This is a genomic window from Rhodococcus gannanensis, assembly GCF_042681175.1.
GTDB classification, from domain to species: domain Bacteria; phylum Actinomycetota; class Actinomycetes; order Mycobacteriales; family Mycobacteriaceae; genus Rhodococcus_G; species Rhodococcus_G gannanensis.
In genome coordinates, this window is the sequence record NZ_JBHUFB010000001.1 from 123,707 (window position 1) to 144,922 (window position 21,216).

A 21,216-nucleotide genomic window follows, 5' to 3' on the forward strand; every position below is an offset into this window, starting at 1 on the left:
GGGCCAGCATGACAGCCCGATCGGGTGCACGGGCGGCGCAATGCGGCAAAATGGTGGCGTGCATGTGCAGTCTGCCCCCGAACTCCGCCCGGTGCGTCCCCTGCTGGCTGATGCGGTCGAGCTCGCTCGTCTGGCGTTGACCGACCTCGGTGAGGATCGGGTCGGGCCGCATCTCGGCGTCACCGCCGACGACGACACGACGGTGACCCATCGTTTCGCGGCGACGATCCCCGGCTACCACGGCTGGCAGTGGGAGGTCGTACTCTCCGCGCTGCCCGACACCGACAGGGTGACGGTGAACGAGTCGGCACTGCTCCCCGGACCCGAGGCCCTCGTGGCGCCCGAGTGGCTCCCGTGGGACCAGCGGGTACGCCCGGGCGACCTGTCGCCCGGCGACCTGCTCGCACCGCGCGCCGACGATCCGCGACTGGTGCCCGGCTACGTCGCGACGGGGGATCCCGTCGTGGACGAGGTGGCGTTCGAGGTCGGACTGGGACGCAAGCAGGTGATGAGCCTGGAGGGTCGTCTGGATGCGGCACAGCGCTGGTTCGACGGTGACCACGGCCCCGATTCGGAGATGGCCAAGGCCGCGCCGTCGACGTGCGGGCTCTGCGGTTTCTACCTCCCGTTGGCCGGGTCGCTGCGCGCCGGGTTCGGCGTGTGCGGCAACGAACTGTCGGCGGACGGGCAGGTCGTGCACTCGGAATTCGGGTGCGGTGCGCACTCCGACACCGAGCTACCCACCGGTGCGGGCACCCCGAAGTTCGACGCCTACGACGACGGCGCCCTCGAGGTCGTGGAGCTGCCCGCCCGCACCGAGGTTGCCGCGGACGTCGCAGTGACCGAATCCGGTGTGGAGTCCGACGCAGTCGAGACGGAGGCGGTGCCGACAGAGGTCGCGGAGGCGGTGCCGACAGAGACAGCGGAGACGGCACCGACCGAGCTCGTGGACACCGTGTCGACCGAGGTCGCGGAGGCCCCGGCCGCCGAGGTGGTCGGGTCCGCCACGGAGGCTCCGGAGGCTGAGTCGACCGAGCTCGTGGACACCGTGTCGACCGAGGTGGCGAAGGCCGAGGTGACCACGGTGGTGGAGGCCCCGGAGGCTGCGCCGACCGAGGTTTCGGAGGCTGCGCCGACCGAGGTTTCGGAGGCTGCGCCGGCCGAGCCGGTCGACGAGGCCACCGAGGCGGGGACGGATTCGGCGCCCACCGAGTGACCGATCCCTTCGGCGCAGAGTCACTGCGGGCAGCGACGCTGGTCGCCTGGGCGTCGTCGCCGACGAGACTGCGTGAGGATGCCGCGACGGAGTCCGACCTGGTCCGCGGCGGCTACCGCGACCGGGTGCTGACCGAGCTGGCGCAGAACGCCGCCGACGCGGCAGCCCGGGCCGGGGTGCCCGGCAGGCTCGACGTCCGGATCGGCGTCGGCGGACTGCACATCGCGAATGTCGGTGCGCCACTGGATGAATCGGGTGTGCAGGCGCTGTCTGCGCTCCGGGTGTCCGGCAAGACCGAGGGTGTCGGCCGGTTCGGCGTCGGGTTCACGGCGGTTCTCGCGATCGGTGACGAGGTCGAGGTGCGCTCGACTTCTGGCTCGATCGCGTTCTCGGCCGCGCGGACCGGGGCAGAGGTCGAGCAGGCCGGAATCGACCCACCGGAGTCCGGTGTCCCGGTGCTGCGCCTCGTGTGGGCGACGGACGCGCCGCCCGCCTCCGGATTCGACACGGAGGTGGTGATCGCGCCCCGCGCGGGCGTCGATCTCGACGACGTGCTGACGGCGATGCGCGGTGAGGCAACCGACATTCTCCTGGAACTGACTGCGTTGCAGTCCATTCGAATCGGTGGCGACGAATTCGTGCGCACCGAGCGAGATCTGGGCGGCGGGCTGACCGAGGTGACGGTCGGTGACGGTGTGTGGTGGCAGTTCACGGCGCCGTCGGCGCGGTGGCTGGTTCCGGTATCGGGCGGATCGGTGGTCCCTGTCGCCGGCGACGTGCTGCGGGCCCCGACGCGGACCGACGAGGAGTTGACGCTGCCCGCCTTGGTCGTCGCGTCGGCCGACCTGCAACCGGACCGGAGGCGAATCCTGCCGGGTGCCGCGATCGCGCACCTCGCCAACGGGTACGCGGATTTCGTTGCCGCGCTACCCGAGTCGCAGCGGACGGCACTCGTCCCGCTGCCCGGATTCGCGGCAGGCGCGGTGGACGAGCAGCTGCGCGAGTCGGTGCTGCGTGAACTCGTCGACCACCCCTGGCTGCCGGGCGCGGACGGGGAACTTCTGCGTCCCCGGGACGCGGCGGTCCTGCCCGGGGCGACCGCGGATCTGCTGGAGATCCTCACCGACGCCGTGCCCGGGCTGGTGAGCCCGGAGTTGTCCGGTCAGGCCGACGCCCGCGCCCTCGCCGCCGTGGGAGTGCACCGAATCGGATTGGCGCGTCTGGCCGAACTGCTCGCCGGACAGGATCGTGCCCCCGAGTGGTGGGGACGATTGTACGAGGCGCTGACTCCGCTGGTGATCGACGCGCTCGCGGTCGAGGAGCTGTCGGCGATCCCGGTTCCGCTGGCGGACGGCCGGACGGTCACCGGGCCGCGGACCGTGGTGCTCGGGGAAGGCGTCGGCGGCGCCGGCGTCGACTGGGTGCGACTGGTGGACCCCGCGGCGTCCCATCCGCTGCTCGCACGACTCGGAGCTGCGCAGGTCGGCGCACTCGACGTGCTGTCCGATCCCGCGCTGCGGGATCGGATCGAGGCGCTCTGGGACGACGAGGGCGACGCGGACGAGCTCGCCGCCGCGGTGCTGCCCCTGGTCGCGGAGGTCTCGACGGGCCCGCTGCCGACGTGGCTCGGGGGACTGCCGCTGCCGGACATGTTCGGCGAGCTCCAGGCGGCGGACGAACTGTTGCTGCCGGGCGCCCCGCTGGCGGACGTGCTGGCGTCGGAGTCGCCGTTCGCGACGGTCGCGGACCGCGTGGTCGAGGAGTACGGCGCCGAGGCGCTGCGGGCGCTCGGAGTCGGGTGGGGATTCGCGGTGCTGCGGGCCGAACTGCCGACCGGGCCCGACCACGACCTCGACGACGAATCGGACTGGTGGGCAACGCTGTCCGACGATCCGGAGCTGTTGGTCGCGGTCCGTGACCTCGACCTGGTCGATCCGGACCGCTGGCCCGAGGCACTGACGTTGCTGGCGTCGGACCCGGAGACGGCCGCGCTGCTCGCCGACCGCGACGGGTACAGCGCATGGTGGCTGCGCAGGCACGCCGGAGTCGGTGGTGTGCCGCTCGCGGCGTTGCGCTCACCCGACGACCCGACCTTCGACGGGCTGCTCGATCCGCTCGACCACCCGCACGCCGACGCGCTGTCGGGGGCGTTGGCGGCGGACCGGATCGAGCGCACCGAGACGGCGGAACTCCTGCTCGACCGGCTCGCCGATCCGCAGCGCACACCGGCACCCGCGGTGATCGCGCGGACGCACCGGCTGCTCGCCGAGGCGACCGCCGCGGGCGTACTCGACCTCGAGGCGCTGTCGCCGCCCACGCGGGTGCGGGCGATATCGGGTGCCGTCGTCGACGCCGGCGACGCGATCGTCCTCGACCGGCCCTGGATCGCGAGCGTGGTTCCGGCCGACCGTTTGGTCGTGGGCGATCTGGCGTCGGCCGGTGCACTGGCGGACCTGCTCGACGTCGCACCGTCGTCGGAGGCGGTGCGGGGTGAGGTCCTCGGAACCGGACGCGCCGCCGAATGGGTCCGCGAACCGGGCGCGGTGCTGGCGTCCGTGACGACGGGGCGTCCCCTGCCGGCGGGCGAGGTGGTGGTGCACGACGCGCTGACGGTCCGACTCTCGGGTGCGGTGAGCGGCGATACCGCGGTCCCGTGGTGGGTCGACGAGGCGGGACGCACCCACGTCGACGCCGGACGACTGGATCCGGGGGTGGCCGGTGCCTGGTAACCCGCTGGACCGGGCGGTCCTCGACGGGATGGTCGCCGTCCGCACCCCGTGGCTGACCGACGTCGTCACCGTCGTCACCCATTTCGGTGACACGATTGTCGCGACCGCGATCACGGTGGCGCTCGTGCTCGCGTTGCTGCGCCGCAACCGGACCGTCGACGCGGTCATGGTCGGTGGTGCGATGGCCAGTGGTTTCCTGCTCATGAGCGGTGTGAAACTGGTGTTCGGCCGGGATCGCCCACCGGTGCCGGTGCGCCTCGTGCACGAGATCACCCACTCGTTCCCCTCCGGGCACGCGATGATGTCCGCGATCCTGGTGTGCGTCGTTGGCGCGGTCGTGGTCCGGGTGACGGGTCGGCTGCGTCCGATCGTGGCGGCCGGGCTGGCCCTGTGGACGCTGGCCATCGGGCTGTCGCGGGTGTACCTGGCGGCGCACTGGTTCACGGACGTGCTGGCGGGTTGGGTGCTGGGCATTACGTGGGCCGCGGTGTGGATCGCGGGGTCGGCGTGGTTCGCCCGCACTCGCGGCGTTTCGGGAGATTCCGGTGAAACGGTGACGCGATAGCTCCGGACTCTCTACCCTCACCAATTTGGACGGACGTCCAATACCTGGCCTGGGGAGAAATCCGATGTCGCGACGCACCCACCTGACCCGGACCGCCCTCGCTGCGCTGGTCATAGCGCCGCTGGCGCTCCTCGGCTTCTACATGTGGGCGCTCTGGGATCCGGGTGACACCGTCTCCCGGCTGCCCGTCGCCATCGTCAACGCCGACGCGGGCGCCGACCTGGACGGCACCCGCCTGACCGCGGGCGACGACGTGGTCGACGCGCTGGTGGAGAGCGGCGACGTGAATTGGCAGGTGGTCACCCTCGACGAGGCCACGGACGGTGTCGACGACGGGCGCTACTACTTCTCCGTCGTGATTCCGGAGGACTTCAGCGCCGACATCGCGAGCGCCGCGAGCGGCAACGGTGAGAAGGCGCGACTGGACGTCGTCTACAACGACCACAACAGCCTGGTCGCCACGCCCGTCGGCGAGTCGGTGATGGCCCAGGTGCGGTCGGCGGTCTCGGAGACCATCGGGGAGCAGACCGTCGACCAGGTGCTGCTCGGGCTCGGCGACGTCGGCAAGGGCCTGGCCGACGCCGCGGCGGGCGCCCAGCAGCTCAACGACGGCACCGGCGAGGCGCTCACCGGGACCACGGAACTGGCCGCCGGCAGCGCGGAACTCTCCGCCGGACTCGGGGAGGCGTACGCGGGCGGTCTCGAACTCGCCGACGGCACCGGCCAGCTCGCGGCGGGCGCAGCGGAGGCCGCGGCCGGCTCGGGTGAGCTCAGCACCGGGCTGGGCCAGCTGGTCGCGGGCACCGACGAGCTCGGTGCCGGTGCCACGCAGATCAGCGAGGTGATCGACACCGTCGTCGGACCGCTGGCGGACGCGATCGTCGCGGCGGGGCTGTCCGACGACGAGATCCTCGGCCAGATCCAGCAGCTGCGTGACGGCGCCCGTCAGATCGCGTACGAGCTGTCCGACCCGAACGCGGACTACCGCGGCGGACTGGAGTCCGCGGCGGCCGGTGCCGCCGAGCTGAACACCGGTCTCGGCGAGCTCAGCGCCGGCGCGGGCGAGCTCGACGCGGGTGCAGGCGAACTCGCCAGCGGTCTCGGCCAGCTCGACGCGGGCGGTGTCCAGCTTCGCGACGGCCTCGGTCAGCTTCTCGACGGTGTCGGTCAGCTCGACGCGGGCAGCGCGGAACTCGCCTCCGGGCTCGCGGACGGCGCGCAGCAGGTGCCGCAGTTCACCGACTCCGAGCGCGTCACCACCGCCGGCGTGATCTCGTCGCCGGTCGCGGTCAGCGAACGCAACATCGCGCCCGCCGCCGGTTTCGGTCCGGGTGTCATCCCCGCGCTGATGTCGGTTCTGCTGTTCCTGATCGGCATCCTCACCTGGTTCGTCGTCCGGCCGCCGCGGCGCCCGCACGGCCGGGTGCACGAGTCGATCGTGCGGGAGGGCCTGCGCCGGTACCGGGTGCCCGCCGCGGTGACCGTCGCGGCGGCCGCACTGATGGCGGTGCTGTCGATGACCGTCGCCGATGCCGAGCCGCCGAGCGCGCTGGCTCTGTTCGCGGTGCTGCTCCTCGTCGGCGCTGCCGCGGTCGCGACCGCGCGACTGTTCACTGTCGTGTTCGGCGCGGTGGTCGGTACCTTCGTCGGGCTCGGCGCCCTGATGATCCAGATCTTCGCGTTCGGCGCGGTGTACCCGATCGAGCAGATGCCTGCGCCGCTGCGCTGGCTGCACGACCTGATGCCGCTGACATACGCCCGCAACGCCATTCGCATGTCGCTCGTCGGGTACTGGGGTCCCCGGTTCTGGCTGGCGATCGCCGTCCTGGTGGTGCTGGTCGCCGGGTCGGTGGCACTGACGATCTGGTGGCGCAGCCGTCACCGCGAGGACGACGACCCCACACCGTCGCCGGAACCGGGCGAACTCACCGACCAGTTCCCCGTCTCGGTCCGCTAGCTCAGTCGAGGCCGCGCTGGGCCGTCCTGCTGCCGCGGCGGGCGGCCCGGCGCTGCACCAGATAGAGGAGGGTGCCGGCCACGCCGAACGCCAGTCCGGCCCAGCACACCGGCAGCGCCGACTCCCAGCGTTCACCCGACGCCAGCGCAGCGACGGTGGCGATCAGCCAGGCGACGGTTCCGATCGCGAGCACCGGCCGGGGATCGGTCAGTCGAGCCGGCAGCAGGGGGTCGTTGCGTGTCTCGCTCACCGACACGACGCTACCGGCAGGCGGTCGCCGCTGCTCGTGGCTTACGCTTCTCCGGGCGACCACTGTCGCATGCACACTTTGGGCCTGAGGACGGGAAGATGTCGGGAACGTCTCGGATACTGGACAACTACTTCAAGATCACCGAGCGTGGATCGACCATGAACCGGGAGGTCCGCGGCGGTCTCGTCACCTTCGTGGCGATGTCCTACATCGTGGTCCTCAACCCGCTGATCCTGGGTAGCTTCTCCGCCGACGACGCGGCCGCCAAGACCGACGTCCTCGGGAACATCCTGCCCGTCACCCAGGTCGCGGCCGTCACCGCGCTCGTCGCCGGGTTGATGAGCATCGTGTTCGGCATCGTCGCGAACTATCCGTTCGGCATCGCTGCGGGACTCGGCATCAACACCCTCCTCGCCGTCACCATCGCGCCCCAGGTCACCTGGCCGGAGGCGATGGGCCTGGTGGTGATCGACGGCATCATCATCGTCGTCCTCGCCATCACCGGCTTCCGGACGGCGGTCTTCAACGCCATCCCCGACGCACTCAAGTCGGCGATAGCCGCCGGCATCGGCATGTTCATCGCGTTCATCGGCTTCGTCGACGCCGGCTTCGTGCGGCGCATCCCGGACGAGGCCGGAACCACCGTCCCGGTCGGTCTCGGTATCAACGGATCGATCTCGTCGTGGCCGACGGTCGTGTTCGTGTTCGGCGTGCTACTGATGGGCATCCTGGTCGCACGTCGCGTGCGCGGCGGCCTGCTCATCGGCATCGTGGTGACCACCGTCCTCGCCGCGATCCTCGAGGCGGTCTTCGACATCGGTGCTTCCGCCGGCGTCGACCCGAAGGGCTGGAACCTGACGGTGCCGGGCATGCCCGACGTCCTGCTTCAGACACCTGATCTGTCGCTCGTCGGCGACGTGAGCATCTTCGGTGCCTTCATCCGGATCGGCGTGCTGTCCGCGAGCCTGCTGGTGTTCACGCTGGTCCTGGCCAACTTCTTCGACGCCATGGGCACCATGACCGGGCTCGGCAAGGAAGCCGAGCTCACCGACAAGCACGGCACCCTGCCGAACGTCGGCAAGGCGCTCGTCGTCGAGGGCACCGGCGCCATCGTCGGCGGCGCGGCGTCGGCGTCGTCGAACACGGTGTTCGTCGAGTCGGCCTCGGGCATCGCCGAGGGAGCGCGCACCGGACTTGCGAACGTCGTCACGGGCCTGTTGTTCCTCGGCGCGATGTTCCTGACCCCGCTCTACGGCATTGTCCCGATCGAGGCCGCGGCGCCCGCGCTCGCGGTGGTCGGCGCGCTGATGATCGGTCAGGTCCGCGACATCGACTTCACCAAGTTCGACGTGGCACTGCCCGCCTTCCTCACGATGGTCGTCATGCCGTTCACCTACTCGATCGCCAACGGCATCGGCGTCGGCTTCATCGCGTGGGTCGTGATCGGCGCCGCGAGCGGCAAGGCGAAGCAGATCCATCCGCTGCTCTGGGTCGTCGCCGGCCTGTTCGTGGCGTATTTTGCTGTCGGTCCGATAACTGACGCAATTACCTGAACCAGTTCTCTACCAGTGCCGTATCCTCCGTGAGTGACTTTGGATACCCGCTCACTCGCCAGTGACCTGTCCCTGGCCGTCGTGCGCCTGTCTAGACACCTGCGTGGACGGAGGGCGGACTCGCCGGTGTCGTTGACGCAGCTGTCCGCCATCGCCAGCCTCGAAGAGCACGGGCCGATGACGCCCGGTGGTCTCGCGGCGAAGGAGCGCGTGCAGCCCCCGTCGATGACCAGGGTGATCGCGTCCCTCGCGGAGCTGGGGCTGGTGGCGCGCGCGCCGCACCCCACCGACGGCAGGCAGATCATCGTCTCGCTCACCGACGCCGGTCGGGCGCTGCTCGAGGACGAGACCAGCGCTCGCGAGAAGTGGATGACCAGCCAGCTCTCCGGGCTCGACGAGGAGCAGCTGGCCGTCCTGCGCAAGTCCGTCGACATCATCAGCGGGCTGGTCACCAACTCGGAGTAACCGGGTAGCGGGGGTGTCGCTGGGGGGTTATCAGGGGGAAGGTGAGTGTGGCTGTCGGCCCACTCACAGGGCTTTCGCCCGCACGGGGAACACGGTGTAGCTCAGTGCGATCACGCCCCAGATGCCGAGTACGACGGTGAGGGTTTCGGTCCAGTCGGACAGTGCCGCGGTGCGGCTCGGGTCCCCGACCATTGCTGTCGCGGCCAACAGCAGTCCGCATGCGACGGACCATGCGACCACGGCCTTGCCGAACTCCCGCCACTCCCGGACAGCCCGGGCCGTCCCGTGTCGCGGCGGCCGGACCGGAGCCGGCCCACCCGCGAAGCGGTGCGCGAAACGCGCGTCGGCCCAGCGGATGACGCTGTGCCCGAACGCCACCGAGAACCCGATGTAGGCGGCGGCCAGCCCGTGGCTCCACGACGCCTCGGCTCCGCCGCGCAGGTCGATCGTCGTCGCCACCAGCAGTACGACGTCGATCAGGGGTGCGCCCACCAGCAGTGCCGCGCCGAGTGAGGGGCGGCGCAGCAGGTAGCGGGCCGTCAGTCCGGCGCCGAGGAATACCCAGAAGAGGATCTCGCACGCGACGATCAGGTGCACGATCATGCCCGCCTCCAAAACTAGTACGACTGTGATAGTTGCGTTCGGCCGAAAACTATCACGAGTGTGTTAGTTTTGTCGATGTGGTGAAGCGCCCCAGCACCGAGGCCCGTCGCGAGGACATAGCCGACGCCGTCCTCCGAGTCGTCCGGCGCGACGGCATCGGGGCCGCGAGCGTCCGCACCGTCGCGGACGAGGCGGCACTGTCCACGGGATCGCTGCGGCACTTCTTCGGCAGCCAGGCCGAACTGCTGCTCTTCGCAATGGAGTTGATCACCGCGCGGACCCGCGACCGCTTCGCCCGCATCGACTACACCGGCGACCTCCGCGTCGATATCCGGACCTTCGTCGAGCAGTTCCTGCCGCTCGACGACGATCGCCGAGGCGAGATGGACGTGTGGCAGGCCTTCGTCACCGCCGCCCGCATCGACCCTGCGCTCGCCGCCGTGCGCGACCGCACCGATCGCGAGGTCGCGGAGCACTACCGCCGGGCCGTCGAGGTCCTGGCCGACGCGGGCCTCCTCGTGGCAGGTGCGTCCGTCGACGTCGAGGCGATGCGCCTGCACGCCCTCGTCGACGGCCTCGCCGCGCACGCGATCAACCACCCGAACCGTGTCGGCCCGGACGATCTCCACGCGGCCCTCGACGCCCACTTCGCGGAGTTGTTCGCCGCACCCGGGAGCGTGCGCTAGCGGCGCGCACCGGATGCGGCACGATGGTCCCGTGGTTCACGTCATCGACATCGAAGATCCCGCCGATTCCCGGCTGGACGACTTCCGGGATCTGAACTCCTCGGATCGTCGACCCGACCTGCCCGACGGCAAGGGTCTCGTCATCGCCGAGGGCGTGCTCGTCGCGCAGCGACTGCTGTCGTCGCGCTTCGCGCCGATCGGCCTCCTCGGGGTCGACCGGCGTCTCGGAGAGCTGGCAGACGACCTGTGTGAGGTCGACGTCCCGTTCTACCGGACCTCCGCCGAGGTGATGGCCGAGGTCGTGGGCTTCCATCTCAACCGCGGTGTCCTCGCCGCCGCGCACCGGCCGCCCGCGCTCGAGCTCGACGACGTGCTTGCCGGCGCGCGCACCGTCGCAGTGCTGGAGGGCGTCAACGACCACGAGAACATCGGCTCGATGTTCCGGAACGCGGCGGGCCTCGGCGTGGACGCCGTGCTCTTCGGCGACCGCTGCGCGGACCCGCTGTACCGGCGGGCCGTTCGGGTGTCGATGGGGCATGTGCTCCGGGTTCCGTTCGCGCGGGTTCCCGAGTGGCCGCACGGACTGCAGTTACTGCGGGACAAAGGTTTTCAGCTCATCTCGTTGACTCCGAATCCGAAGGAGCCGACGCTGGCCGAAGCGATGACCGGCGAGCGGGTGGCGTTGCTGTTGGGTGCGGAGGGGCCCGGCCTGTCGGAGTACACGATGCGCAGGACCGATGTCCGCGCCCGGATCCCGATGGCGCCGGGCACCGATTCGCTCAACGTCGCGACCGCTGCGGCGATGGCGTTCTACGAGCGCGTGCGCCTCGGATGAGCGGGTCCGCACTGGTCGTGTCCGCGTTCTCCGCGGCACTGGTCGTCGCCGCGGTGATCGCCTGCGGCGCCGCGATGATCGCGGTCCACCCCTTGCTCGCGGTCGTCGTGAACGTGATCGTCGCGGTCGGTGTCGCGCCGACGCTGTGGCAGTGGCGTGCGGTCCCGGTCTGGCGTTGGGTCGTGTACGGGGCGGCGGCCGGCGTCGTGCTCGGCTGGATCGCGCTGCTCGCAGGCGCACGCTGAGGCGTCGAGCGCCGACGGGCGTCAGCCCGCGATTCTGCGCCACCAGCGCCGGAGGCCACGGATCTCGGGTTCGCGAGGGGGTGGCGGTTCCTCTCCGGACGCGTACAGGGTGAAGCCACACACCGTCAGATCCGCCGCGGACAACTCGCCGTCGTCTGACGCGTGCCCGAACCCGAGCCACTGCAGGTTCGCGGCGTCGGAGAACTCACCCGGGTGGAACGGCAGCGACAGTGGGTCGGGGAAGCCGTCGAAGGATCGTGGTGGCGGGTGTTCGCCCGCCCAGTACGACCGCTCCCACACCAGCGGCAGCCCACTGTTCTCGTGGATGAGCGACGTCGTCGCGCTGAACGAGCGCCGCAGTTCGCCGCGTTCCCAGTGTGCGAACGATCCCCACGGCACGCCGTCCTCGGAGCAGACGAGGTAGGTGTGCTCGGATGCCAGTGGCCGGGTCCACGACCCGTCGATCGTGGACGGCCGCCTCCGTGCGAGGTGCCGCGAGCAGATCACCGTGACGCCGGGATAGGTGCCGACGAACACCTCCCGTTCGCCGGGCGCGGCCGAGAGGTCGAGGGAGCTGGAAGGCAGTGGTACGGCCGTCGTTTCGGGGTGCAGCTGCCGGACCAGGGCGTGCGCGGCGTCGGCGTCGGGGGCAGGGCGGGCGCGGAGAACGGAGACGGGGTCGGGCGCGTCGACGTACCAGATCGTCGATGCTCTCGGACCCACTGGCGTGCACCCCGTCTCCGTCGCGGTCCTACGAGGGTACGACGGCCACGGCGGATTCGTCGGTTGCGCACAGGGTGTCGTCCGGCCTGGTCGGTGCCACTGGCACCTCCCCGAGGAACTCGTGGAGGATCGCCCATGTCGTCGCGTGGGCCTGTGGTCCGGCGACGAGCCCCAGGTGGCTTCCCGGTACCGCCTCGAATCGCACCCGAGGTGAGCCGGTGAGGATCCCGGTGACGGGTTCGACGGCGGCCGCAGGCGCGATCACGTCAGTGGTGCCGCCGACCGCGAGTACCGGGACGGCGATCTCGGCGAGCTCGACGACACGTCCGCCGAGGTGGAATCGTCCTGCGGCCAAGTCGTTTCCGAGAATCAGACGGCTGCACATCTGGTGGAAGAGGCGCGCGGGGTAGCCGGGCATCTCCGCCATGAACCGGTCGATCGCCTCCATGCGCGCGAGCGATTCGGTGTTGGTGAGGTTGCGGGCGACGAACCAGGGCTTGAGCAGCTCCCGGTGCGGGGCCGTCACCCGGTAGGACGCCTGGACGACGGGCGCGGGAAGCCCGCCGAGGATCCGGGTGACGGCGGTCAACGGGCGCTCGGTCGTGTATCGGCCGATCACGCGCAACGGGCTGATCACCGGAATCCGGGTGTAGTCGATCGGCGTGCCGATCGCGGTGACGGAGCGGATCGGCAGGTCGGCGTGCGCCGCCGCGGTGAGCAGCGAGATCGTTCCGCCCAGGCTCCAGCCGACGAGGTCGACGGCTCCGCCTCCGTGGAGGTCGCTGACGTACCGGATCGCGTCGGGGACGATGTCGTCGAACCACGACTCGAACCCGAGGTCGCGATCGGCGGCCGTCATGGTGCCGTAGTCGAGCAGGTACGGCGTGTAACCGCGGCCGAGCATCTCGGCGGCCAGGCTCTGTCCCGGCCGCAGGTCGTAGCAGGAGGTGGGCACCGCGAGTGGGGGGACCAGCAGGACGGGCCGGGCGCCCTCGACCGGTTCCGGCCCGAACCGGTACAGGTCGCGATGGGGTCCGGGGCGGAGCAACTCGGATGGTGTCCGTACTGCGGGGGAGACGCCCCCGCCGAACGTCAGGGCCCAGGCATTGCGGGTCGCTGTGCCCACGTCGTCTCGCGTCGGAAGGCCGGCGGTCAGCCGGGCCGGGTCGAACAGGCGCACACGCGTCTCCCTGTCAATCCTCCAGTAGGTGTGACTGGAGGTTACAGGAAAGGGGTGGGGGTCGGAGTGGAGGTCACCCGCGACCGCTGCTGCGGACGCCGAGAAGCACGTCATCCCAGGACGGCAGGTGCGGCTTGCCGCGCTTGTCCTTGCTGCCCTGGTGCTGCGGAGCCTGCCGGGGCTGGTGGTCGTCGGTCTCGGCGACGTCGACGCCTGCGTCGTGAGCCTCCTCGGGGGCCGGCTCCGGTTCCACGTCGACGATCTCCGTCTGGTCCTCGGTGGTCGCCGGGTGGGGCTCGAGATCGAGGTCGAGGGTGTCGACCTCCTCGGGCTCGTCGTCCACGGGCGGCGGGTCGAGTGCGAGCGGTGCGAGGCCCCGCAGTGGGCGCCCGAAGTCGGGGTCCAGGAGATCCTTCGCCGCCGCGTCGAGGGAGGTGATCGTGCCGCCGTGCGAGTCGGGCTGGTACCGCCAGTGCGCCGCGTTGCGTGTGCGTCCCGCCTGCCACTGCAACTGGGCGACCCAGTGGCCGTCCTCGTCGCGCCAGGCGTCCCAGTCGGCGTCCTCGAGTTCGTGTCCGCGGGCGCGGAAGGCCATCGCCACGATCTCCGCGAGGGTCTCCACAGTCGGGCCGTTCTCGCGGATCGGATGTCCTCCCTGGGCCATGGAGGCCGCGCGGGCACGCTCGAGGAGGACCGGATGTGCGAATCGTTCGACCCGCTTGAGGGAGACGCCTGCTTCCTCGGCGACCTGCTCGACCGTGGCTCCCGCGCGAATGCGGGCCTGGATTTCCCGTGGGCGCAGCTGGCTTTCGGTTTCGATCTCGATCTGCCCGAAGCGCGCGATGTCGCCCCGGGAGGCGGCGCGCAGCTTGTCGTCGGCCGGGATTCGGAAACGTTCTCCGGACTCGGAGTCGGCGCACACCACGTGCGATCCGCCGGGCTCGAGTCCGATCACCGAGAGTTCTCGCACCTTGTCCTCCTCGCCGCGACATTGCCCGGGGCCGACTGTAACCAACCGTGACGGCGTGGCGGTGGCGACACGCCAAGCCGGGGCTGGTCGACCGGCGGGGGTCGGGTTATAGTCTCTAGTTCACCTTGAGGGTTGGGGTCCTGGGAACGCCCGTGCGGACACCCCTCAGGGCGATAGGATCGACGCGACGAGCCGATGTCCGCGGTGGCGGAGTCGGTACCCCTTCGGGACGGTTCGTGGCGAGGGCTGAGCGATGGTCGACAGCGGTTCCCAGGACGAAACCTCCGAGGCCGGGCGTGCCCGGTCACCCGCGCGGCGCGCCTTCGACGCCTTCGCCGCACTCCTCGACGGCCCGCTCACCGGCCTGGCGCCGTGGATCGTGCTCGCCGTGTTCGAGGGTCCGGGGCGTCTGGAGGAAGCCGCAGGCGCCGCGCTCGCGCTCTCGGTCCTGTTCCTCGTCGTCGACCGGGTGCGCGGACGGTCGGTCAAACTTCTCGGTGTCCTCGACGTCGTCTTCTTCGGGACCCTCGTGGTCGTGCACTTCCTCCTCGACGAGGCGGGCCAGGAGTGGATGGAGACGTGGATCGGCGAGATCGCCAACATCACCCTGTTTCTCGTCGCGGCCGGATCCATGCTCGCGCGGATCCCGTTCACCATCCAGTACGCGCGCGAGGAGGTGGACGAGGAGTACTGGCACACGCCGAGATTCCTACAGGTCAACTATGTGATCACCGGTGCCTGGGCGATCGCGTTCCTGGTCGCGGCGGTCGCGGGATTCGTCGGCGACGCCGTCCTCGACGACAGCGACAACATCTGGACCGGCTGGGTGATCCAAACCGCCGCGATGTTGTGCGCACTCCAGTTCACCCAGTGGTACCCGGACGTCGTGGAGGCCCGGGCCGCGGTCGAGGATGGTGAGTCCGCCGGGCCGGTGCCCGGCATCGCCCAGTTGGTCGGACCGCTGGCAACCTGGCTCGTCCCGATCGGCATCATCACTCTTGCGATGGACGGCGGGCCGACGTGGCTCGGTATCGCCTTCATCGCGGTGGGCATCGGCACCAACTCGCTGCTGGGGCGGACCACGGACGAACAGACGGCCACAACCGAGGAGAAGGCATCGTCATGACCAGCCTGAACGACATCGACACCCGCCACCTGCGGCGGGCGGCCGCGCTGGCCGTCGAGACCGGCGACGCCGGGAACCGACCCTTCGGCGCGGTCGTCGTGGATGCCGCCGGTGAGGTCGTCAGCGAGGGCGCGAACTCGGTCGCGACGTCGGGCGACGTCACGGAGCACGCGGAACTCGACGCGATCACCACCGCCTGCGCGGAGGGGAATGCGGACCGGCTCGTCGGTGCGGTCGTCTACGCCTCCGGCGAGCCCTGCCCGATGTGCGCGGCGGCGATGGTGTGGGCCGGGGTGGGGCGTGTCGTGTTCGCCGCTGCCGCCGCAGACTTCGGTGCGATCCTCGCCGGTGGCCCGCGGTTCACGCTGAGCTGCGCGGACGTCGTCGCGTCCGCGGGGACGGGAGCCGAGGTCAGCGGACCGCACCTCGGGGACGAGGCCCTCGGCCCGTTCCACAGGTTCGTGGCCGAGGAGCATGCGCGGGCCTGAGGCGGTCGGCGACACGGCTGTACAGAACGCATCCCGCCCCGCACACGATGCCGTTTGTGCGGGGTGGGATGCGTCGGGTGGTCAGCGCGTCGGATCGACCAGGATCTTCGCGTGCCGCGGATTGGTGCCCAGTTGCGCGAACGCGTCCGCGACGCCGTCGAGGCCGACGGTGTCGGTCAGCAGCGGTTCGACGTCGAAGTCGCCGGCCGCGAGGTGCGCGAACGTCTCGGCGAACTCCCGCGGGTCGTAGTACAGCGAGAACCGGATGTCGAGTTCCTTGAGGATGCCGTGACCGGGCTCGATGCCGTCGGGGCCGAGCGCGATGCCGGCCACGACGATCCGCGATCCGGGTGGCATGCCTGCGATGACCTGCTGCAGCAGCCCGGTTGCACCCACGCACTCGAACGCCACGGTCGGGCGGAGCGGGAGCTGACCGAGAATCGCGGTCGGCGTTGCCATCCGTGCCGGATCGTCGGTCGCGGCGGCACCGAGCAGCGCCTCGTACGGTGACTGCACCGCCGGGTCCACGACGACGTCCGCGCCCAGCCTGGCCGCGAGTGCACGCCGTTCGGGGGAGAAGTCGGCCGCGACGATCGGTCCGACGCCCTTCATCTTGAGCACGGCGATCACGGCCAGGCCGATCGGGCCGCACCCGACGACGAGAGGAACCGTGTGGTCCTTGATCTCCGCGCGGTTCACGGACCGGTAGGCGACCGCGAGCGGCTCCGTGAGGGCCGCGACCCTGGTCTCGACGTGATCGGGGACCTCGATGAGCAGCGGCTCGGACAGGACCATCCGCTCCGCGTAGGCGCCGGGTGCCTCCGGGCCTGCGAAACCGAGCATCACGTTCTGTTCACGCAGCAGGATCGGCATCGACACGACTCGCGCGCCGACGGGGACACGACCCTCGGTGCCGGGACCGTGCGCGACGACGCGGCCGACGAACTCGTGACCGAACACGACGGGCTTCGACAGGTCCATCAGTTCGACGCCGGCGGCCCCGACCGTGGCCTTGTTGAACTCTGGCCCGTGCGCCGCGCAGTGCAGATCGGATCCGCAGATGCCGCACGCGAGGACGTCGACGAGGACCTCGCCCGGACCGGGAACCGGTTCCGGGACGTCGGAAACCGTCAGCGTCGAATCCTGCATCACCACCGCGCGCATCAGACCGCCTCGGTGCTGAAACCGGCAGCGCCGCCGCCGATGTAGTTGACGGGCCCGAGGCACTGCGCCTCCGCGAGCGCGTCGGTGAGGTGGCGCACCAGTGCCGCGTCGAGCACGGAGTGGAACGTGCCGTCGTCGTTGAAGTTGACGTTCGCGCCGCTGATGCGGAAGAGCACCACGGTGTCCTCCTCGTTGCTGTCCGGGCAGGCGAGGGTGTGGACCGACGCGCCGGGCTCGTAGAGGTAGGTGCCCGCGGTCTGCTTCTGGTCCTCGTACTCGAGGTAGTACCAGCATCCGGAGATGGTCCAGGCGTCGACGGAACCGGTGTGGTAGTGCATCGGGATCCGTGCGCCGGGCGCGAACGTGGCCAGGACCACCCACTCGCCGCTCTCCAGATCGAGGCGCAGCGGCTTGAAGTGGACGCCGGGGCCGAGGGCGTCGCGGATGAGCGGGGTGTTGTTGGTGTCGACGTTGAGCAGCTCACCCTGGGGCAGGGCCACCACCGGCAGGGGAGCGCCGGTGGTCGTGAAGGCAGGTCCGGGGCTGGTCGCGAGGGTCATGTGCGGTCCTTTCAGAAGTCCGGCGTACTGCGGTGAATCATGCCGACCGCCGCGCTCGCGTTCTTGATCTGAGAGGACAACTGCTTGATGTTCAGAGACAAAGTTGTGCCGGAGGTCACAGGAGACTTCTGCTGCTGTCAAGCACGGAACCATTCGAACGCCGGCCAGCCACGGCTTGGTCGGGACGACAAGAGAAGCGTCGGCCGCACCGCCTCGGACGTGACGACCGGGCGGCGAAGTTCGAGCGCGCCGCCCCGCCGACGTCAATCTCGAGGGACCACCTCGATAACGGGCATCGCGTAATCGCCGTCCTGAATCGCCTTGCTTGGCCCGTACAGTCGCAGGATCAGATAGGCGTCCTTCTCCGGTATCGGAAGGAAGTTCGGGTGGTCTGCATTGGACTCGACGTCGGAGTTCAACTCGATCGTGTAGTAGCCCTCGGAGTCGGGCGTCAACGTACGGTCACCGCGACTGTGCCGGTTGATCGCGTTGTGCGCCATCAGACGATCGTCATTTCCGTAGACCGTGAACGACCAGAACTCACTGACATCGGGGGCGCGGAACCGTGTTCGATACCTCTTCCCTCCCGATCCGTTGATCGGCAGTCCGTCCGACCCCGACTCCACTTTCATGTAGACGGATTCCGCCGGGGGAAGACCCCATTGACCGAGGTAGGTTCCTTCCGCGAACAGATCCCTCGGACCTGCTTGCAGATCCTCGCGCGTACCGAGGAGGTCGCCCGCGTTCCTCATGGCCGGCGCGAGATCGACGAGGTGCTTCATGCCGAGCGTTCGTCCGCGTTCTGCCGACGCGATCTGCATGTCCGTGAAGTCGTCTCGCCCCGGCCCGAGCCCGATCGCGCTGTACTGCTCGAGCCAGTCCGCATCGGCCGCCGCCATCGATCCGTCACCGAGCACGAAATTGACCCGTTGCATCCAGTTGGTCGACTCGGGATCCGGGAAATCGCGCTCCTTGCGCGGCGGGCCGGCGACGCCGACATGCTGTGACAGCGTCTCGATCGTCCAGCGGTCCATGTACTGCCTCGCGATGGCAAGGTCGTTGCCGCCGATGGTCATGATCCGGCCCATGACCTTGATGATGTCCGAGTCGGACCGGACGACGTCGTCGATCCCTTCGGGCACTGTCCCTGCCCACGCTCGGGCTGCGAAGACGAACCTGCCACCCTTGGTTCCGCGGACCCGGGATCCGATCATCGCAGTGGTGTAGTGCCCGAGATCCATGGTGTGCAGGATCCAGTACCTGCCCTCGTCGAAGTCGGGAACGGTGACCACGACCGGTTCGGCCGCCACGTCGAACCAACCCTGAAGGTGCAGGGTGTCGTTGTTGATCGTGGGATGCGCCGTGTACGTGTCGTCGGCAAGGTCCCGGATCTTCTGGAACTCGTTGAAGGGCAGTCTCGGTTCGATGGTCGTCTCGTACAGAAACTTGTATGCCTCGTCCATCGAGTACGCGTAGAGGTAGGCGGCCTCGGCCAGCTGATCGGAAATCCCCGATGGTCCCACGCGGCTTCCCTTCCCTCGTGTCGCTTGGAGTTGCCCACATTCGAACACGGCACCGTCCGGGGTTTCGGGATTGTCCGGGGCGGCGAGTTGCCTCACGCACGCCGCTCGACGGGGTTCGTGCATTGCCCGCCACGAGCGTTGGCGACCTGTCGGCTGAGGCGGTCGACAGGTGCGGTGCCGGGTCGACACAGGGTGGAGCTCACTCGGCTGTCGCGGGATGTGTCCGGTGCTTCCGCCTGGACCGTGACTCCGCTCGGAACTGCGCCGGACTTACCCCGAACCAGCGGCGGCACGCGCGGGTCAGCACGCTCTGATCCGAGTAGCCGAGTTCGTGGGACAGGTGGGCAAGTGTCATGTCCGTGTCCTCGAGCCACCGCTGGGCGAGGGTACGACGGACGTCGTCGAGGACATCCGCAAACGTCGTTCCCTCGTCGGCGAGGCGGCGCTGCAGCGTCTTCGGATGCATCCCGAACTGGCGTGCCGTCACCGCAAGGGTCGCCGATCCGGTCGGGAGCAGCTGTCGGACGAGGTCGCGAACCGACCCGGCGAGCCGCTCGTCGTACCGGTCGATCACGGTGTCGAGGTAGGAGATCATCGCGCGGTGGGCCACGTCATCCCTGATTAGGGGGCGTACGAGGTCGGTCGCCTGAATGGTGAACCCGGTCAGGGGTTCGCCGAAGCGGGGAGTGCACGAGAAGTAGTGCAGATAGTCGGCGCGTGGGGTGAGCGGCTGGTGAGGCAGGTGCACGCTGAGAGGGGTGTAGCTCGCGCCGAGCAGGAACCGGAAGACACGCAGTGCGATGCCGAGCGACAACTCGATCAACTGCCGGTGCCGGGGGAGGTCGGTGTCGAGCACCCGGAACTCGAAGAAGGCCGTCTCGGTGTGGGACTGCGGAATCACTTCGATCGCGATCGCGGGGCTGTACGCGGAGAGGTATCGCTCGAACACCGTCAGGGCGTCGGTGAACGACGCGGTGGTTCGCGCGGCAACGCCCACCGGCCCGAAGATGTCGATCCCTTGACGTCGCGCGAGCCGGCGACCGAAGTCGGGGGTGGCCGTCGACGCGGCCGCGGCCTCGAGGGCTTGGGCGAGTGCCGCGTAGGTGATGAACGCGTCGAAGTCGCCGACCGCCTCCGGCTGGATGCCGATCCGGCCGAGGATCTCCGTCGGGTCGCCGCCGAGCTTGGTCACCTCGTCGACGAATCCGGACAGGGATGTGCCACGCACCACAGACATGTCTCCAAAGATCAACTGCCTGTCTCTTCAAGTCAAGAAGTCGACCGAATGCCTGGTGGATGGTGTGGGGCACACCACATCCGTGCGACGAAAGGCATCACACCGTGGCTTCCACAACCGACACCGGCGCTACCGAGCGGCCGGCGCCCTCACTCTCCGGTCGCGCGATCTTCGTCACCGGCGCCAGCGGGTTCATCGGTCGCGCCCTCGGCCGACGACTGCGCGAACTCGGCGCCGCGGTCAGCGGTGTCGACCTCGTCGCCGATCCCGGCAACGGTGTTGTCGCCGGCGACACCACCGACCCCGGCAGTTGGGCGTCGGCCCTCGACGGCGTGGACACCGTGATCCACACCGCAGCACTGCTCGGAGCGGCCCACCCCCTCGACCGCGCCCGCGAGGTCAACGTGATGGGGACCAGTCGAGTGCTGCGGGCCGCGATCGGTGCAGGCGTATCGCGCTTCGTCCACCTGTCGTCGGTCGCCGCCTTCGGCTTCGATTTTCCCGACGGCGCCGACGAGACGTATCCGATCCAGGTGAACGGCGACGTCTACACCGACACGAAGGTCAACTCCGAGGCGGTCGTGCTCGCGGCGCACGGAGCAGGCGAGATCGACGTCACCGTCATCCGCCCCGGGGACGTCTGGGGCCCGGGATCCGTGTGGGTGCGCTCGCCCATCGCCGAAATGGCCAAGCCGACCGGCTTCCCCCTCCCGGACGGCGGCAACGGCGTCTTCTCTCCCGTGTACATCGACAACTTTGTCGACGGCGCGGTCCTGATTCTCGCGTCGGACCAGGCCGCGGGCCAGGTCTTCACCGTCACCGACGGCGTCGGCGTGCGGTGCGCCGACTTCTTCGGGCATCTCGCCGAGATGAGCGGGGGCACGATCCGGACCCTCCCGATGACCGTTGCCATGCCGCTCGCCGATGTCGTCGGCGGGATCCTGCGCCGCCTGGGGCAGCCGAGCGACCTGTGCGCCGGCACCATGTGGCTGCTGAACCGGCCAGGAACCTATTCGATCGAGAAGGCCAGGACCATACTCGGTTACGAGCCCGTCGTCTCGATCGACGAGGGCATGGGCCGGGTGCGGGACTGGGCGCGCGAGTCGGGACTGATCGCCGGCTGACGCGCTCTGTTCTCGGG

The 21,216-nt window shown here is 69.8% G+C and carries 20 protein-coding genes and 1 pseudogene; 12 read left to right on the forward strand and 9 right to left on the reverse strand.

Annotation, left to right across the window (positions count from 1 at the left end):
• Nucleotides 1–40: 40 nt before the first annotated feature.
• From ACFSJG_RS00665 to ACFSJG_RS00680, 4 genes and pseudogenes are all read left to right on the forward strand, one after another.
• Nucleotides 41–850, forward strand: a pseudogene (locus ACFSJG_RS00665) (DUF3027 domain-containing protein); the annotation flags it as partial.
• Between the two features lie 362 nt (nt 851–1,212).
• The gene (locus tag ACFSJG_RS00670) at nt 1,213–3,945 is read left to right on the forward strand and encodes a sacsin N-terminal ATP-binding-like domain-containing protein (protein WP_378483271.1); all 2,733 of its coding nucleotides are present in this window, start codon (nt 1,213–1,215) and stop codon (nt 3,943–3,945) included.
• Nucleotides 3,946–3,973: 28 nt separating this feature from the next.
• Nucleotides 3,974–4,510, forward strand: a complete 537-nt coding sequence (locus tag ACFSJG_RS00675) for a phosphatase PAP2 family protein (RefSeq protein WP_378483364.1) — start codon at nt 3,974–3,976, stop codon at nt 4,508–4,510.
• 64 nt (nt 4,511–4,574) lie between these two features.
• Nucleotides 4,575–6,467 (forward strand): YhgE/Pip family protein, encoded by a 1,893-nt coding sequence (locus ACFSJG_RS00680; protein WP_378483272.1) that lies wholly within the window; start codon nt 4,575–4,577, stop codon nt 6,465–6,467.
• Nucleotide 6,468: 1 nt separating this feature from the next.
• Here the strand turns inward: ACFSJG_RS00680 and ACFSJG_RS00685 are convergent, their stop codons facing one another.
• Nucleotides 6,469–6,723 carry a DUF2530 domain-containing protein gene (locus ACFSJG_RS00685; protein WP_378483273.1) on the reverse strand — a complete coding sequence of 85 codons (255 nt, stop codon included), beginning with the start codon at nt 6,721–6,723 and terminating at the stop codon, nt 6,469–6,471.
• Between the two features lie 92 nt (nt 6,724–6,815).
• Between ACFSJG_RS00685 and ACFSJG_RS00690 the strand changes: the two genes are divergently transcribed.
• Both ACFSJG_RS00690 and ACFSJG_RS00695 read left to right on the forward strand, forming a co-directional pair.
• Complete coding sequence (locus tag ACFSJG_RS00690; protein ID WP_378483274.1) at nt 6,816–8,270, forward strand: NCS2 family permease; 1,455 nt, start codon at nt 6,816–6,818, stop codon at nt 8,268–8,270.
• Nucleotides 8,271–8,303: 33 nt separating this feature from the next.
• Nucleotides 8,304–8,735 carry a MarR family winged helix-turn-helix transcriptional regulator gene (locus tag ACFSJG_RS00695; protein WP_378483275.1) on the forward strand — a complete coding sequence of 144 codons (432 nt, stop codon included), beginning with the start codon at nt 8,304–8,306 and terminating at the stop codon, nt 8,733–8,735.
• A 63-nt stretch (nt 8,736–8,798) separates the two neighbouring features.
• Here ACFSJG_RS00695 and ACFSJG_RS00700 read toward each other — a convergent pair whose 3' ends face one another.
• Nucleotides 8,799–9,338: a hypothetical protein gene (locus ACFSJG_RS00700; RefSeq protein WP_378483276.1), complete on the reverse strand. Its 540-nt coding sequence runs from the start codon at nt 9,336–9,338 to the stop codon at nt 8,799–8,801.
• Nucleotides 9,339–9,418: 80 nt separating this feature from the next.
• Here ACFSJG_RS00700 and ACFSJG_RS00705 point away from each other — a divergent pair, with 80 nt between their 5' ends.
• From ACFSJG_RS00705 to ACFSJG_RS00715, 3 genes are read left to right on the forward strand one after another with little or no spacing between them, the layout of a single operon-like run.
• Nucleotides 9,419–10,024: a TetR/AcrR family transcriptional regulator gene (locus ACFSJG_RS00705; protein ID WP_378483277.1), complete on the forward strand. Its 606-nt coding sequence runs from the start codon at nt 9,419–9,421 to the stop codon at nt 10,022–10,024.
• A gap of 31 nt (nt 10,025–10,055) precedes the next feature.
• A complete protein-coding gene (locus ACFSJG_RS00710) occupies nt 10,056–10,859 on the forward strand; it encodes a TrmH family RNA methyltransferase (RefSeq protein WP_378483278.1) in 804 nt (267 codons plus the stop codon).
• Nucleotides 10,856–11,104, forward strand: coding sequence for a DUF2537 domain-containing protein (locus tag ACFSJG_RS00715; RefSeq protein WP_378483279.1), 249 nt, complete (start codon nt 10,856–10,858; stop codon nt 11,102–11,104). The genes ACFSJG_RS00710 and ACFSJG_RS00715 overlap by 4 nt, the downstream gene beginning before the upstream one ends.
• A gap of 21 nt (nt 11,105–11,125) precedes the next feature.
• Here ACFSJG_RS00715 and ACFSJG_RS00720 read toward each other — a convergent pair whose 3' ends face one another.
• The 3 genes from ACFSJG_RS00720 to sepH all read right to left on the reverse strand — a co-directional run bounded on the left by ACFSJG_RS00720 (nt 11,126) and on the right by sepH (nt 13,977).
• Nucleotides 11,126–11,827 carry a DUF6928 family protein gene (locus ACFSJG_RS00720; protein ID WP_378483280.1) on the reverse strand — a complete coding sequence of 234 codons (702 nt, stop codon included), beginning with the start codon at nt 11,825–11,827 and terminating at the stop codon, nt 11,126–11,128.
• Nucleotides 11,828–11,855: 28 nt separating this feature from the next.
• Entirely contained in the window at nt 11,856–13,007 is a 1,152-nt protein-coding gene (locus ACFSJG_RS00725) for an alpha/beta fold hydrolase (RefSeq protein ID WP_378483281.1), read from the reverse strand.
• A gap of 73 nt (nt 13,008–13,080) precedes the next feature.
• Nucleotides 13,081–13,977, reverse strand: a complete 897-nt coding sequence (gene sepH / locus ACFSJG_RS00730; protein ID WP_378483282.1) for a septation protein SepH — start codon at nt 13,975–13,977, stop codon at nt 13,081–13,083.
• Nucleotides 13,978–14,230: 253 nt separating this feature from the next.
• Between sepH and ACFSJG_RS00735 the strand changes: the two genes are divergently transcribed.
• On the forward strand, nt 14,231–15,103 hold the full coding sequence (locus ACFSJG_RS00735) for a hypothetical protein (protein ID WP_378483283.1): 873 nt from the start codon (nt 14,231–14,233) through the stop codon (nt 15,101–15,103).
• Nucleotides 15,100–15,591 carry a nucleoside deaminase gene (locus ACFSJG_RS00740; protein ID WP_378483284.1) on the forward strand — a complete coding sequence of 164 codons (492 nt, stop codon included), beginning with the start codon at nt 15,100–15,102 and terminating at the stop codon, nt 15,589–15,591. Before ACFSJG_RS00735 ends, ACFSJG_RS00740 begins: the two co-directional genes overlap by 4 nt.
• A gap of 81 nt (nt 15,592–15,672) precedes the next feature.
• On the opposite strand, the gene ACFSJG_RS00745 is transcribed toward ACFSJG_RS00740, so the two are convergent.
• The 4 genes from ACFSJG_RS00745 to ACFSJG_RS00760 form a co-directional block, all read right to left on the reverse strand.
• Nucleotides 15,673–16,755, reverse strand: coding sequence for a zinc-binding dehydrogenase (locus ACFSJG_RS00745; RefSeq protein WP_378483285.1), 1,083 nt, complete (start codon nt 16,753–16,755; stop codon nt 15,673–15,675).
• Nucleotides 16,755–17,315: a 2,4'-dihydroxyacetophenone dioxygenase family protein gene (locus ACFSJG_RS00750; protein WP_378483286.1), complete on the reverse strand. Its 561-nt coding sequence runs from the start codon at nt 17,313–17,315 to the stop codon at nt 16,755–16,757. The genes ACFSJG_RS00745 and ACFSJG_RS00750 overlap by 1 nt, the downstream gene beginning before the upstream one ends.
• 263 nt (nt 17,316–17,578) lie before the next feature.
• Nucleotides 17,579–18,838, reverse strand: coding sequence for a DUF1254 domain-containing protein (locus ACFSJG_RS00755; RefSeq protein WP_378483287.1), 1,260 nt, complete (start codon nt 18,836–18,838; stop codon nt 17,579–17,581).
• 199 nt (nt 18,839–19,037) lie between these two features.
• Complete coding sequence (locus ACFSJG_RS00760) at nt 19,038–20,075, reverse strand: AraC family transcriptional regulator (RefSeq protein ID WP_378483288.1); 1,038 nt, start codon at nt 20,073–20,075, stop codon at nt 19,038–19,040.
• A 104-nt stretch (nt 20,076–20,179) separates the two neighbouring features.
• Here ACFSJG_RS00760 and ACFSJG_RS00765 point away from each other — a divergent pair, with 104 nt between their 5' ends.
• Nucleotides 20,180–21,199, forward strand: a complete 1,020-nt coding sequence (locus tag ACFSJG_RS00765) for an NAD-dependent epimerase/dehydratase family protein (protein ID WP_378483289.1) — start codon at nt 20,180–20,182, stop codon at nt 21,197–21,199.
• Nucleotides 21,200–21,216: the final 17 nt, after the last annotated feature.